Annotated in this window: 13 protein-coding genes; 10 read left to right on the forward strand and 3 right to left on the reverse strand. The window is 70.0% G+C overall.

Annotation, left to right across the window (positions count from 1 at the left end):
- Nucleotides 1-62: 62 nt before the first annotated feature.
- The 8 genes from JOE64_RS07555 (at nt 63) to aroB (ending at nt 8777) form a co-directional block, all read left to right on the forward strand.
- Nucleotides 63-347: an ATPase gene (locus JOE64_RS07555; protein ID WP_204963683.1), complete on the forward strand. Its 285-nt coding sequence runs from the start codon at nt 63-65 to the stop codon at nt 345-347.
- Nucleotides 348-416: 69 nt separating this feature from the next.
- Nucleotides 417-3080: an alanine--tRNA ligase gene (gene alaS / locus JOE64_RS07560; protein ID WP_204963684.1), complete on the forward strand. Its 2664-nt coding sequence runs from the start codon at nt 417-419 to the stop codon at nt 3078-3080.
- The gene (ruvX, locus tag JOE64_RS07565) at nt 3077-3538 is read left to right on the forward strand and encodes a Holliday junction resolvase RuvX (RefSeq protein WP_204963685.1); all 462 of its coding nucleotides are present in this window, start codon (nt 3077-3079) and stop codon (nt 3536-3538) included. The genes alaS and ruvX overlap by 4 nt, the downstream gene beginning before the upstream one ends.
- An 11-nt stretch (nt 3539-3549) precedes the next feature.
- Nucleotides 3550-5082 carry an endolytic transglycosylase MltG gene (mltG, locus tag JOE64_RS07570; protein ID WP_204963686.1) on the forward strand — a complete coding sequence of 511 codons (1533 nt, stop codon included), beginning with the start codon at nt 3550-3552 and terminating at the stop codon, nt 5080-5082.
- Between the two features lie 3 nt (nt 5083-5085).
- Nucleotides 5086-5955: a shikimate dehydrogenase gene (locus JOE64_RS07575; protein ID WP_204963687.1), complete on the forward strand. Its 870-nt coding sequence runs from the start codon at nt 5086-5088 to the stop codon at nt 5953-5955.
- Nucleotides 5956-5959: 4 nt separating this feature from the next.
- Nucleotides 5960-7171: a chorismate synthase gene (gene aroC, locus JOE64_RS07580; RefSeq protein WP_204963688.1), complete on the forward strand. Its 1212-nt coding sequence runs from the start codon at nt 5960-5962 to the stop codon at nt 7169-7171.
- Nucleotides 7168-7698, forward strand: coding sequence for a shikimate kinase (locus JOE64_RS07585; RefSeq protein ID WP_204963689.1), 531 nt, complete (start codon nt 7168-7170; stop codon nt 7696-7698). Before aroC ends, JOE64_RS07585 begins: the two co-directional genes overlap by 4 nt.
- Nucleotides 7695-8777 carry a 3-dehydroquinate synthase gene (aroB, locus tag JOE64_RS07590; protein ID WP_204963690.1) on the forward strand — a complete coding sequence of 361 codons (1083 nt, stop codon included), beginning with the start codon at nt 7695-7697 and terminating at the stop codon, nt 8775-8777. Before JOE64_RS07585 ends, aroB begins: the two co-directional genes overlap by 4 nt.
- A gap of 59 nt (nt 8778-8836) precedes the next feature.
- Here the strand turns inward: aroB and JOE64_RS07595 are convergent, their stop codons facing one another.
- The 3 genes from JOE64_RS07595 to JOE64_RS07605 form a co-directional block, all read right to left on the reverse strand.
- Nucleotides 8837-10168 carry an MFS transporter gene (locus JOE64_RS07595; RefSeq protein WP_204963691.1) on the reverse strand — a complete coding sequence of 444 codons (1332 nt, stop codon included), beginning with the start codon at nt 10166-10168 and terminating at the stop codon, nt 8837-8839.
- 36 nt (nt 10169-10204) lie between these two features.
- The gene (locus JOE64_RS07600) at nt 10205-11101 is read right to left on the reverse strand and encodes a shikimate dehydrogenase (RefSeq protein ID WP_204963692.1); all 897 of its coding nucleotides are present in this window, start codon (nt 11099-11101) and stop codon (nt 10205-10207) included.
- A 96-nt stretch (nt 11102-11197) separates the two neighbouring features.
- Nucleotides 11198-11824 (reverse strand): TetR family transcriptional regulator, encoded by a 627-nt coding sequence (locus JOE64_RS07605; RefSeq protein WP_204963693.1) that lies wholly within the window; start codon nt 11822-11824, stop codon nt 11198-11200.
- Nucleotides 11825-11915: 91 nt separating this feature from the next.
- Here JOE64_RS07605 and JOE64_RS07610 point away from each other — a divergent pair, with 91 nt between their 5' ends.
- On the forward strand, nt 11916-13751 hold the full coding sequence (locus JOE64_RS07610; protein WP_204963694.1) for a bifunctional sugar phosphate isomerase/epimerase/4-hydroxyphenylpyruvate dioxygenase family protein: 1836 nt from the start codon (nt 11916-11918) through the stop codon (nt 13749-13751).
- Nucleotides 13748-14209, forward strand: a complete 462-nt coding sequence (gene aroQ / locus JOE64_RS07615; RefSeq protein ID WP_204963695.1) for a type II 3-dehydroquinate dehydratase — start codon at nt 13748-13750, stop codon at nt 14207-14209. Before JOE64_RS07610 ends, aroQ begins: the two co-directional genes overlap by 4 nt.
- Nucleotides 14210-14303 lie beyond the last annotated feature (94 nt).

The raw sequence follows: 14303 nt of genomic DNA on the forward strand, positions 1-14303 counted from the left end.
CCAGGCGGTGCCGCCAGGCCGCGACGCCCACGGCGGAGAGCCGAGCACCTAACATGGATGCCATGAAGAGCATGATGTGGTTCGTGCTGGGCCTGGCCGGCGGCTTCGTCGCCGCCCACCTGGTGAACAAGGATCCGCGCGGACACGAGGTCCTCGCCGACGTCGACGCCCGCATCACCGAGTTCACCGATCGCATCGGCGAGGCGTACCGCGCGCAGGAGGCGAAGATCGACGGCATCGCCGCCGATGTGAAGGATGCCGCCGCAGGCGCCCTCGGCGCCGCCAAGGACGCGGCATCCGACGCCGTCGACGCGGCCAAGGCCACCGCCGCCACGATCACCGACTGACCCGCACCGATTGACCGCTCCCGCGTCGCCCGGATGGGCGCGCGGGATCGCCTTGCCTGAGGACCTGCCATGAAGACCGCCGAGATCGCCCAGCGCTACCTGGACTACTTCGAGAAGAACGGGCACACGATCGTGCCCTCCGCCTCGCTCGTCACCGACGACCCCGCGCTGCTGTTCACCGTCGCGGGCATGGTTCCCTTCATCCCGTATCTGTCCGGCGACGTCCCGGCGCCCTACGCGCGTGCCGCTGACAACCAGAAGTGCATCCGCACGAACGACATCGAAGAGGTCGGCAAGACGCCGCGTCACGGCACGTTCTTCCAGATGCTCGGCAACTGGTCGTTCGGCGACTACTTCAAAGAGGGCGCGATCCGCTACGCCTGGGAGCTGCTGACGAGCGCCGAGGAAGACGGCGGCCTCGGTTTCGACCCGAAGGACCTCTGGGTCACGGTGTACGAGGAGGACGACGAAGCCCACGACCTGTGGCTGCGCCTCACCGACCTGCCGGAGGAGCGCATCCAGCGCCTCGGCAAGGACACGAACTACTGGTCGACGGGACTGCCGGGGCCCGCCGGTCCGTGTTCGGAGATCTTCTTCGACCGTGGTCCCGCCTACGGCATCGACGGAGGACCGGCGACGGACGACGACCGCTACGTCGAGATCTGGAATCTCGTGTTCATGCAGTACGAGATCACGGATGTCCGCAGCAAGTACGACTTCACGATCGTCGGCGAACTGCCGAACAAGAATATCGACACCGGCATGGGCCTCGAGCGCATCGCGTTCCTCAAGCAGGGCGTGGACAACATGTACGAGACCGACCAGGTGCGCCCGGTGCTCGACATCGCGGTGAGTCTCAGCGGCAAGACGTACGGCGAGAACCACGAGGACGACGTCCGCTTCCGCGTCGTCGCAGACCACGTGCGCTCCTCGCTCATGCTGATGAGCGACGGCGTGACCCCGTCGAACGAAGGGCGCGGCTACATCCTGCGCCGTCTCATGCGCCGCGTCATCCGCGCTATGCGGCTGCTGGGCGTCGACGGTCCGACGTTCGCCGACCTGTTCGCCGCATCGCGCGATGCGATGAAGGAGGCGTACCCCGTCGTGGCTTCGGACTACGATCGCATCTCCCAGTACGCCCTGGCGGAAGAGGCGACCTTCCTGCGCACCCTCGCTGCGGGTTCCGAAAACCTCGACGCCTCGATCGCGGCGACCAAGGCTGCCGGCGGCGACCGCATCGGCGGCGCGGAGGCGTTCCTGCTGCACGACACGTACGGCTTCCCGATCGACCTCACGATGGAGATCGTCGAAGAGGCCGGCCTGAGCGTCGATCGTGACGCCTTCGACACGCTGATGCAGGAGCAGCGCGCCCGCGCCAAAGCTGATGCCCGCTCGCGCAAGCGCCAGCTCGCCGACACCAGCGTCTACCGCGACCTGCGCGCGAAGGGCGAGACCGTCTTCACCGGCTACACGGAGCTGGAGACCGAGTCGACCATCCTCGGCATCCTCGCCGACGGCGTCTCCGTGCCTCGTGCCGCCGAGGGGCAGATCGTCGAGGTCATCCTCGCCGAGACAGCGCTCTACGCCGAGAGCGGCGGTCAGGTCGCCGACAAGGGGACGATCGTCGGCCCCGGCTATGCGCTCGAGGTGCTCGACGTCCAGCGCCCCGTGCCGGGACTGGTCAGCCACACGGTCGAGGTCACGAGCGGTGAGGTCGGCGTCGATCAGCCCGCGACCAGCCTCGTCGACGCGGTGAACCGCCGCGCCGCCCAGCAGGCGCACTCCGCCACGCATCTCGTGCACGCGGCGCTGCGCGACACGCTCGGCAAGACCGCGACGCAGGCGGGCTCGCTCAACCGCGCCGGCTACCTCCGTTTCGACTTCTCGTGGGGGCAGGCGCTGTCGGATGCCACGAAGAGCGAAGTCGAGGAGATCGCCAACAACGCGGTGCGCGACAACCTCGAGGTGACGACTCGCGTTCTCTCCCTCGACGAGGCCAAGGCGGCCGGAGCGATGGCCCTCTTCGGCGAGAAGTACGGCGACATGGTGCGCATGGTCGACATCGGCGGCCCCTGGTCGCGCGAGCTGTGCGGCGGCATCCACGTCACCCGTTCGGCGGAGATCGGGCTCGTGAGCCTTATCGGCGAGTCGTCGGTCGGTGCGTCCAACCGTCGCGTCGAGGCGCTCGTCGGCCTTGACGCGTTCCGCGAGCTCGCCGCCGAGCGGGCGATCGTCTCGCAGCTGACGACCTCGCTCAAGACGCCGAAGGATCAGCTCGCGGTGCGGATCGCGGAGCTCGCCGCGAGCCTGAAGACCGCCGAGAAGCGCATCGCGCAGTTCGAGGCCAAGGCGCTCGAGGGCCGGCTACCCGAACTGGCCGCGTCGGTGAGCGCCGTCGGCGCCTACCGCGTGGTCGCGCAGTCCATCGGAACAGCCGCGTCGGGCGACGACGTCCGCAGCCTCGCACTGCAGGTGCGTGAGCGCGTCGGTGCCGGAGCGGTCGTCGCCCTCGGCGCGGAGGTGGCGGGGCGCCCCGTCGTCATCGTCGTGACGGACGAGACGGCGCGCGGTGCGGGAGCGAAGGCCGGTGCGCTCGCGAAGACGGCCGCGGCAGCTCTCGGCGGCGGCGGCGGCGGGCGCGATGACGTCGCGCAGGGCGGCGGCACGGATGTCGCCGCGTTGCCGGCGGCGCTCGTCGCGGTGACCTCTGCCCTCGAGACGGCGGCCGCGTGAGCGGTTTCCGCCGCGGCATCCGACTGGGCGTCGACGTCGGCACAGCGCGCGTCGGAGTCGCCCGCTGCGACCCGGACGGCCTGCTCGCCGTGCCCGTGGAGACCGTTCCGCGCGGCGACGAGGCCATCGCCCGGATCGCGCAGCTGGCGGGGGAGTACGACGCGTTCGAGCTCCTCGTCGGCCTGCCCATCAGCCTCTCGGGCAACGAGACGTCGTCCACCGCGGATGCGCGCTCCTTCGCGCAGGACCTCGCCGCCGTCACCGGGCTCGCCGTGCGCATGGTCGACGAACGTCTGAGCACGGTCTCGGCCCATGCGGCGTTGCGCGGTGCCGGGCGCTCTCAGAAATCATCTCGTAGGATTGTCGATCAAGTCGCCGCGGTCGTGCTGCTCCAGCAGGCCATCGACGTCGAGAAGAGCACCGGTACCCCGGCCGGCGCCCTGCTTCCCGGATCGTAGGAGCCTCGCCGATGCCCGAAAACCCGTCGAACGACGACACGTTCGCGGATCTGTTCCGCCGCCTTCCCAGCCCCGCGCGGCCGGAGGGTGGCGCGACGGGCGCACCCGACAGCGCGCCCCCGGTGCCCAACGGCGACGAGCAGCCAACCCCCGGATCGCGACGTGCCGCACGCGCCGCCGCGGCGGGCAGTACGCCGCGCGGCAGCTCCGATCGGGCCTCAGACCCGGCGTCGGACCCGACCGCGTCGACCCACGTGGGGGACGCCGCCGCCGTCACCGGTTCCCCGGTGACGCCGCCTGCGGCCAGCGCCTCTTCTTCCGTCCCTGCGCTGGCGGCGACAGAGGAGGCTGCGTCTGTGCGCGCGGTCGCGCCTGCGGCGCAGCCGATCGAGGCGCTCTTCGCCGACCATCACGACGAGGACGAACGACGCCGCGCGGCGCGCCACTCCAGCGATCGCCGCAAGAGTCGCATCGCGGGCTGGGTCGTGCTCGGACTGATCCTCGCCATCCTCGGAGGCATCGTCGCGGGCGGATTCACCATCTGGAACACGTACGAGGACAAGATCCGCGCGTTCATGGGCTGGCAGGAGCCGACCGACTATCCCACCGACGTCGCGGAAGGAGAGGCCACCGTCACGATCGTCACCGGCGACACCGGGTCGTCGATCTCGACGAGTCTGTTCGATGCCGGGGTGACCAAGACCTCCGCCGCCTTTTACAACTATCTCCTCTCGAGCGGTCAGAACCCCACGTTCCAGCCGGGCGTCTACACGCTCAAGCAGAAGATGGCCTCCTCCGCCGTGCTCACGGCGCTGAAAGACCCCGCGAACCGCCGCGACAACACGGCGCAGATTCCGGAGGGCCTCACGATCGACCGCACGCTGCAGCGACTCGCGGACGGCACGGGCATGCCGCTCGCCGATCTGCAGGCGGCTGCGGCGAATCCGGCCGCGTACGGCGTCTCGGCGAAGACACTCGAGGGCTGGCTGTTCCCGGCGACGTACACCTTCGACCCCGGCACGAGCGCGACGCAGGTGATCAAGACGCTCGTCGACCGCACGGTCCAGTCGCTCGACAAGGCCGGCGTGCCCGCCGATCAGCGCGAACGCATCCTCACGATCGCCTCGATCATCCAGCGCGAAGCCCGCTTCACCGCCGACTTCTACAAGGTCTCCCGGGTTATCGAGAATCGGCTGAATCCCGACAACGAAGAGACCCACGGCAAGCTGCAGATGGACTCGACCGCGCAGTACGGGTACAACGAGATTCACGACGGGACAGCGAGTTCGTCCGCGGCCGCGCTCGAGGACGACAATCCGTGGAACACCTACGTTCACGCGGGGCTGCCGATCGGGCCCATCGCGAACCCGGGCGATGTCGCCATCGACGCGGCTCTGCACCCGGCGGACGGGCCGTGGCTGTACTTCGTCACGGTGAACCTCGACACCGGCGAGACGATCTTCAGCACGACCTACGCCGAGCACGAGAAGGCCGTCGCCCAGTGGCAGCAGTGGTGCGCCGCGAACGACAGCGCGGACTGCTGAGCCGTGGGCGCGGGTGAGGCCGTCGCCACCCCGTCGGCGGCGGCGCGGTTCGAGGTGTGGGGAGACCCCATCGACCACAGCCTGTCGCCGCGTCTGCACTCTGCCGCATACGCCGAGCTGGGGCTGCCGTGGGAGTACGGACGGCGTCAGGTCGACGAGGCATCGTTCGCCCGCGCGCTGCGAACGAACGGCGCAGAGGCCCGCGGCCTGTCGCTCACCTTTCCGCTCAAAACCGAGGCGCACCGCGCCGCAGAGAGCCTCGATCGGTCGGCCACGCTGACGGGAGCGGTGAACACCCTGGTGCCGGGGAGCGTGCTGAGGGGATTCAACACCGATGTCGACGGGCTCGCCGCCGACCTGCGACAGCACGGTGTCCGTGACATCTCCGCGGCGCGGATCGTGGGCGCGGGGGCGACCGGCACGTCGGCGCTCCTCGCGCTGGCCGCCTGCGGCGCCACCGACGTCGAGGTGCGTGCACGCCGCCTCGCGGCCGCGTCGCCGCTCGTCGAACTCGGCGATCGCATCGGTGTGGCCGTCCGTACCGCCCCGCTGGACGCACCACCCGGGCAGGCGGTGGCCGCCGTGCCGGTCACCGTGTCGACCCTTCCCGGGGGAGCAGAGCTGACCGACGGTGTCGCCCGGGTACTCGCCGAGAGCGGCGGACTGCTCTACGACGTCGTCTACGGTCACTGGCCGACCGAACTGGCCGCGGCATGGCTCGAGACGGAGAGGCCCGCCGTCAACGGCCTCGGCATGCTGCTGCAGCAGGCGCTCCGCCAGATCCGGATCTTCTCGACCGGCGATCCGGATGCGCCGCTGCCGCGCGAGGACGCCGTCGTGGACGTCATGCGCCTGGCGCTCGTGGGAGACTAGTCCAATGCTCCGCGTGCTCACGGCCGGCGAATCCCACGGCCCCGAACTCGTCGCCTTCATGGAGGGACTGCCCGCCGGCGTTCCCGTCTCCCGCGCCGCGATCCAGGCGGATCTCGCGCGCCGCAAGCTCGGCTATGGCCGAGGCTCGCGGATGAAGTTCGAAGAGGACGAACTCACCATCTCCGCCGGCGTCCGTCACGGCCTCTCCATGGGCAGTCCCATCGCCGTGCGCATCGGGAACACCGAATGGCCGAAGTGGACGGAGGTCATGAGTGCCGAGCCGGTGGAACTGACCGAGATGTCCCGTGGCCGCGGCGCCGCGCTGACCCGGCCCCGCCCCGGCCATGCCGACCTGGTCGGCATGCAGAAGTACGGTTTCGACGAGGCGCGCCCGATCCTGGAGCGCGCGAGTGCCCGCGAGACCGCGGCACGCGTCGCTCTCGGGGCCGTCGCCCGTTCGTTCCTGAGCGAGCTCGGCATCCGGCTCGTGAGCCACACGCTGTCGATCGGTCCCGTCCAGTCGCCCGCGGATGCCCCGCTGCCGACCCCCGACGACGTCGAGGCGCTCGACGCCGATCCGCTGCGCTGCTTCGACGCGGCGACCTCGGCGGCCATGGTGGCCGAAGTGGATGCCGCCAAGAAAGACGGCGACACGCTCGGCGGCATCGTCGAGGTGCTCGCGTACGGCGTTCCGCCGGGGCTCGGCTCGCACGTGCAGTGGGACCGGCGCCTGGACGGACGTCTCGCGCAGGCGCTCATGTCGATCCAGGCGATCAAGGGCGTCGAGGTCGGCGACGGCTTCGAGACCACCCGCCGCCGGGGCTCGGCTGCCCACGACGAGCTCTTCGCCGCCGCCGAGGGCATCACCCGGTCCTCGGACAAGGCGGGCGGCACCGAGGGCGGGATGTCCACCGGAACGGTGCTGCGCGTGCGCGCGGGCATGAAGCCGATCGCCACGGTTCCGCACGCGCTGCGGACCGTCGACGTCACGACCGGCGAGGCGGCGACGGCGCATCATCAGCGCTCCGACGTGTGTGCCGTGCCGGCCGCCGGCGTCGTGGCCGAGGCCATGGTCGCTCTCGTCCTCGCTGAGGCCGTGCTGGAGAAGTTCGGCGGCGACAGCGTCGTCGAGACGCGTCGCAACCTCGACGGCTACCTCGCCGCGATCCCCGGCGCCCTGCAGACGGCGGCGGACAGCGACGACGCGCTCGGATGACCGGCCCCGCGATCGTTCTCGTCGGGCCGATGGGCGCCGGCAAGACGAGCGTCGGGCGGCGGGTGGCCCGTGCCCTGGAGCGGGGCTTCGTCGACACCGACAAGCTCGTCGTTCGCGACCACGGGCCGATCCCCGAGCTGTTCGTGACGCACGGAGAGGCGCGCTTCCGCGCGATCGAGCGTGACGCGGTGCGCGAAGCGCTGGCCGGGGGCGGCGTGGTCGCGCTCGGCGGCGGCGCCGTGCTCGACGACGCGACGCGTGACGACCTGCGCGCGCACCGGGTCGTGCTGCTCACTGTCTCACCGCACGTGATCGCGTCGCGGATCGGCGGGGATGACCGCCCGCTGCTGGCCGGCGAGGATCCCGTCGAACGGTGGACGCGGATCTACGCCGCGCGGCGCCCCGTCTACGAGGAGGTCGCGGACGTGACGTTCGACACCTCGTCCGGGCCGCTGTCGGCGGTCGTGACGAAGATCGTCGACTGGGTGCAGGCGGAGACGACCCCGACCGAAAGGACCCTGTCATGACCGAACCCACCATCATCACCGTGCCGGGGGAGAACGGTTACGACATCGTCATCGGCCGCGGCATCCTCGAGCGCGTCGGGGCGTCCCTCGCGCCGACCGTGCGCAAAGTGCTGGTCATCCACCCACCGACGCTCGCGGCACGAGCCGGCGAGCTGCGCGAGATCCTGCAGGACGGCGGTGCCCGCGAGGTGCTGCTCGCGGAGATCCCCGACGCGGAGAGCGGCAAGCGCGTCGAGGTCGCCGCGTTCTGCTGGCAGGTGCTCGGGCAGGCCGACTTCACCCGCACTGACGCCGTCGTCGGCTTCGGCGGGGGAGCGGTCACCGATCTCGCGGGCTTCGTCGCCGCGACCTGGCTGCGGGGGGTCGACCTGGTCCAGGTGCCCACGACGGTGCTCGGCATGGTGGACGCCGCCGTCGGCGGCAAGACCGGCATCAACACGGCCGAAGGCAAGAACCTCGTCGGCGCGTTCTGGCCCCCTCGGGCGGTCGTCTGCGATCTCGATCTGCTCGACTCGCTGAGCCGCAACGAGCGCGTCGCCGGCTTCGCGGAGGTCGTCAAGGCCGGGTTCATCTGGTACCCCGAGATCCTGGACCTCATCGAAGCCGACCCCGAGGCCGCCGTCGATCCGCGCAGCGACGCGTTCCGCCGCTGCATCGAGCTCGCGATCGAGATGAAGGCGCGCGTCGTGGGGGAGGACCTGCGGGAAGCAGGCCTGCGCGAGGTGCTCAACTACGGACACACCCTCGGCCACGCGATCGAGCACGCCGAGCGGTATCAATGGCGGCACGGTGCGGCGATCTCGGTGGGAATGCTGTTCGCCGCCGAGCTCTCTCGCCTCGCGGGACGCCTCTCCGACGACGTCGCCGGCCGTCATCGGCGCATTCTGGAGCTGCTGGGGCTGCCGACGTCGTATCGCGGCGGGGCCTGGAGTCAACTGCTCGCGACGATGCAGCGCGACAAGAAGACCCGTGGCGCCATGCTGCGCTTCATCGTGCTCGACGACCTGGCTCGGCCGACCGTGCTGCAGGCGCCGGATGAATCCCTTCTGTTCGCCGCGTATCAAGAGGTCGCAGGCTGACACGACGAGGGTCCCGCGGCATCACGCCGCGGGACCCTCGTCGTTCGATGGATGCCTCGTCAGGCGGCGACTCGCGTCCGCTCCCGCTCGGTCGCGCGCACCCCGCCCACCTGGGCGGTCGGCACCGTCCGTGTCTCTCGAGCCGTCGCCGCGCTGGCTGCCGCGATGAGGGCGATGACCGCCGTGAACACGCTGATGACGATCCAGCCGCCGTCGGCGGACACACCGCCCAGAGCCGCCACGATCGACGGTGCGAAGCCGGCCATGAGGAAGCCCAGCTGCGTGCCGATCGCCATACCGGAGAAGCGCACGCGGGTCGAGAACATCTCACCGTAGAACGCGGGCCACACCGCGTTCGCGGCGGCGTACCCGCACGAGAACGTCAGCACCGCGAGGGCGAACGTGAGCGGTGCGATGCCGCTGCTCATCGAGAGCATGTAGAAGGGCATGAGGACGGCCGACGACAGGGCGCCGTAGATGAACACCGGTTTGCGCCCGATACGGTCCGCGAGGTTTCCGAACATCGGCTGGGTTCCGAGGGCCACGATGTTGGCGACGACGACGAGCCAGAGCGTCAGTGACGAATCCAACCCGACGACCTTGCCGTAGGCGAGGGCGAGGTTCCCGAAGACCGTCGAGACGGCGGCGATGAACGCGCAGAGGATGACGCGGATGACATCGCGCCAGTGATCGCGCAGAAGCGGGATGAGAGGCATCCGCGAGATCCGGCCCTCGGCCTTCGCCTCTTCGAACTCGGGCGTCTCGTGCAGGGTGCGGCGGATGAAGAACGCGACGATCACGACGACGGCGCTGAGCCAGAACGGGACACGCCATCCCCACGAGTACTTCAGGTCGTCGGGCATGGCGACCACCGGAATGAAGATGAGGGCGGCGAGGATCTGCCCGCCCTGCGTCCCGGTCAGAGTCCAGGAGGTGAAGAAGGCGCGCCGATCGTCCGGGGCATGCTCGAGCGTGAGCGACGAGGCGCCGGCCTGCTCGCCCGCGGCGGACAGACCCTGCATCAGTCGGCAGACGACCAGGAGCGCGGGTGCGAACCAGCCGATCTGGGCGAATCCGGGCAGGCATCCGATGATGAACGTGGACGCTCCCATCAGCAGCAGCGTGAACATCAGCACCTTCTGGCGCCCGATGCGGTCGCCGAAGTGCCCGAGGATCACGGCGCCGACGGGGCGCGCGATGTACGCGAACCCGAAGGTCGCGAACGACATCACGAGCGCGGCCTGGTCGCCGGACGGGAAGAACACGGTCGGGAAGATCAGCGCGGCGGCCGATCCGAAGAGGAAGAAGTCGTAATACTCGACGGCGCTTCCCATGAAGGAGGCGACGGCGGCCTTCACGGGGGTCTTCCGCGTCATTGCGGGTGCGGACATGGGGGTCATTCTCCTTGTTGTCGGGTGAGGGCGCCGTTATCGGGCGAGGACGTCGTGGTCGGCGTCCACGAGGCGGTGGAAGTGGGCGGTCATGCGGTCGGCGTCGGGGCGTTCCCCGGTGATCAGTTCGAACGCGTCGACGGCCTGATGGACCGCCATGCGACCGCCGTCGAGCGTGCGGCAGCCGCGTGCGCGGGCGGCCGCGAGCAAAGCCGTGTCGAACGGTCGGTAGACGATGTCGGCGACCCACAGGTCGGCGTGCAGCAGATCAGCCGGCAGAGGAAGGCCGGGGTGCTCGGCCATGCCGGTCGGCGTGCAGTGCACCAGTCCGTCGGCCGCCGCGAGCAGGCGCGCGAGATCGGTCGAGGAAGCGGCGCGTGCACGGGAGCCGCCGTGCCGGGCGCAGAGATCGGCGGCCAGACGGGCGGCGCGATCCGGGTCGACGTCGACGATGCTGAGCTCGGTCACTCCGACCCGCAACAGGGCGTCGCCGACCGCGGAACCCGCACCCCCGGCGCCGAGCTGCACGACGCGGTCCGTCCTGACGTCGGGGAGCCCGGTGAGGAATCCGGCGGCGAACCCCGTCGTGTCGGTGTTGTAGCCGATACGACCGCTCGGGGTGAGGAGCACCGTGTTGACGGCGCCGAGGGCTGCCGCGAGCGGGTCGACGGCGTCCAGATGGGCGATCACCGTCTGCTTGCACGGGTGGGTGATGTTCAGGGCGTCGTAGCCGAGCCGCTCCGCCCAGGTGAGGACCTCTCCGATGGCGTCGGGGGAGAGGCTCAGCGTGGTGAGGTCGATCGGCCGGTACACGTAGTCCAGTCCGAGCGCGGCAGCCTCGGCCATGTGCATCGGCGGCGTGAGCGAGGGGGTGACGCCCGTGCCGACGAGGCCGACGAGGTACGGACGTCCCGCAGCGGTGCTGCTGCTCATGAGTACTCCTTCGTACGATCCGGTTATGTACTAACCGGTACGTCCAGAGTGAAGCATGAGAAATCGACGAGTGTCAATGATTTTTTACGGCGCGAGTCACCGCGCGTGCAGCCACGCGACGACGACGTCGCCGATGAGGCTGCGCCAGTGCGCGCGGTCGCGGGAGAAGTCGGTGTCGAACAGGTACGCGAACGTATAGCGGTTCGCGACCTGGAACACGCAGTACGAGCTGATGAGCAGGTGGACGTCGATCGCCGACACGTCATCGCGGAATGCTCCAGTCGCGCGCCCGCGTTCGAGGATGTCGTCGAGGAGCGTCTTGGCGGGCTGCGAGAGCGTGCGCAGCGTGTCGATCCGACGGATGAACTCGCCACGGTGGATGTTCTCGATCGACACGAGGCGGATGAACGCATCGTGGCTGACGTGGTGGTCGAAGGTGAGCTCGGCGAGTTCGCGGATGGCGTCGACGGGATCGGCATGCCTCACGTCGATCGCGCGCTCCGCCTCGCGGATGCCGCGATACGCGCTTTCCAGGACGGCCAGGTAGAGGCCTTCCTTGCTGCCGAAGTAGTAGTAGATCATCCGCTTCGTCGTGCGCGTCCGCTCTGCGATGTCGTCGACGCGCGCCCCGGAGTACCCGTCCTCGGCGAACACCTCGGTCGCCACGGCCAGCAGCTCGGCACGGGTGCGTTCGGCGTCTCTCGAGGCGGCGGGTGCGGGCATCCTCCGATGCTATCCGCCAGCTCCCGTGTCATGCCGCGAGAGGCCGCCAGGGTCTTCCCTCGGCAATGTACTGCCTGGTACATTGCCCGCCATGAGAACGTCGATCGCCACGGTGTGCGTCAGCGGCACGCTCGTCGAGAAGCTGCACGCGTGTGCCGCTGCCGGATTCGACGGGGTCGAGATCTTCGCCCCCGATCTGGTGGCCGCTCGCGAGAGCCCCGAAGAGATCCGAGCTTTGGCGGCGCGCCTCGGTCTGCGGCTCGATCTCTACCAGCCGCTCCGCGACGTCGAAGGAGTGGACGAGGCGGAGTTCGCGCGGGTGCTGCGCCGGGCCGAGGCGACCTTCGCGCTCACGGAGCGGCTGGGCATCGACACGGTCCTCTGCTGCAGCAACGTTGCGACCGCCACGATCGACGACGACGAAACGAGCGCGGCCCAGCTGCGCGCCCTCGGCGATCTCGCGGCCGCCCGCGGCATCCGTATCGCGTTCGAAGCGCTGGCGTGGGGCCGGTTCGTGGACGATTACCGCCGTGCGTGGCGGATCGTGGAACTCGCCGACCATCCGGCGGTCGGCGTGTGCCTCGATTCGTTCCACATCCTCTCTCGAGGGCACGACCCCGCCGCCATCCGCACCATTCCCGGCGAGCGCATCTTCTTCGTGCAGCTCGCGGACGCACCGCGCCTCTCGCTCGACGTGCTCTCGTGGAGTCGGCACCACCGCCTCTTCCCGGGAGAGGGGGCGTTCGATCTCGTCGGCTTCATGGGGCACATCCTGCATGCGGGCTACGTCGGACCGTGGTCGCTCGAAGTGTTCAACGACACGTTCCGACAGACCGACGTCGCCCGGACCGCGGCCCACGCGCACCGCTCGCTCCGGTGGCTGGAGGATGCCGTCGCGCGCTCGGACGCGGCGCTGGGCGGGCTGCGGATGCTTCCCGACTCGGCGGCGCCGTCCGGTGTCGACTTCGTCGAGATCAGGGCCGAAGACACCTCCGACGTCGAGGAGCTGCTGGCACAAGCGGGGTTCACATCGCGGGGCCGTCACCGGACGAAGCCCGTCACCCTCTGGACAGCGGGTCGCGCGCGGGTGGTGCTGAACGAGCAGCACGCGCGGGACCTCGTGCCGCATCTGGCTGCGATCGGGTTCGAGGTGGACGATGCGGATGCCGTGTCGCGTCGTGTCGACGACCGCCGCTGCATCCGACTGTTCCGACGCACGTACGCCGCCGAAGAGCCGCTCGGTGCCGTCGTGGCGCCCGACGGCATGGGAGTGCTCTGGTCGCAGGCGGCGGATGCCGGCGAGCCGGGCTGGGTCGCGGAGTTCGAGCATGGCGGAGCACACGTGGCCACCGGGGTGGTCGGTGTCGATCACGTGAGCATGACCCAGCCGTGGCATGTGATCGACGAGAGCGTGCTGTTCTACGCCGCGGCCTTCGGTCTGCGGCCCACGAGCGTCACCGACGTCCCCGGGCCTCAGGGACTGGTCCACTCGCGAGTGCTCGCGAGTCCGGACGGGCGTGTGCGCCTGCCGCTGAACGTCGCCCCGCCGATCGTGGCCGAACGCGGCGGCGAGGCGGCACACGCGCAGCACATCGCCTTCCTCTGCGCGGACGTGCGCGAGCTGGCGCGCGCCGCCAGGCGGCGAGGAATGGAGATCCTCCCCATCCCCGACAACTACTACGACGACCTCGCGGCGAGGTTCGACCTCGACCGCGCGCTTCTCGCCGAACTGCACGACCTGGGCCTCGTCTACGACCGGGACGGCGACGGCGAGTACCTGCACCTCTACACCCGCACTGTCGGGCAGGTCTTCCTCGAGTTCGTGGAGCGGCGCGGTGGCTACGACGGGTTCGGCGCAGGGAACGCGCCCGTACGGCTCACCTCGCAACGCGCCGACGGAGCCACGGCGGGTAGGGTGAGGTCGTGACCACCGCCTCTCGTCGGCTGCTCCTCGTCAACGGGCCGAATCTGAACCTGCTCGGCACACGCGAACCCGGCATCTACGGGCACGTGACCCTCGCCGACGTCGAACGGATCGCGACGGAGGCCGCCGCGGAGCGGGGATTCGAGATTCGCGCCGTGCAGAGCAACCACGAGGGCGTGCTGCTCGACGCGATCCACGATGCGCGAACGGACTGCGCGGGCATCGTCATCAACCCGGGCGGGCTGACCCACACCTCCGTCGTGCTGCGCGACGCACTCTCGGGGGTGGCTCTTCCCGTCGCGGAGGTCCATATCTCCAACGTGTACGAGCGCGAGGAGTTCCGACACCATTCCTACGTGCACGATGTGGCTCTGGTCCACGTGATCGGCGAGGGTGCGCCCGGTTACTCTCGCGCGGTGAGCCTTCTGATCGACGCGATCACGGGCGCCGCCGAGGGCTGATCCGGGCGCGAGGCGGACCCATCCCGTAAGATGGGGCGCTGGGCCGACGGCTGTCGCCGCGCCCGCAGACCTCACGACGAACGGAAACTCCCAC

The sequence above is a fragment of the Microbacterium dextranolyticum genome, assembly GCF_016907295.1.
Taxonomy (GTDB): domain Bacteria; phylum Actinomycetota; class Actinomycetes; order Actinomycetales; family Microbacteriaceae; genus Microbacterium; species Microbacterium dextranolyticum.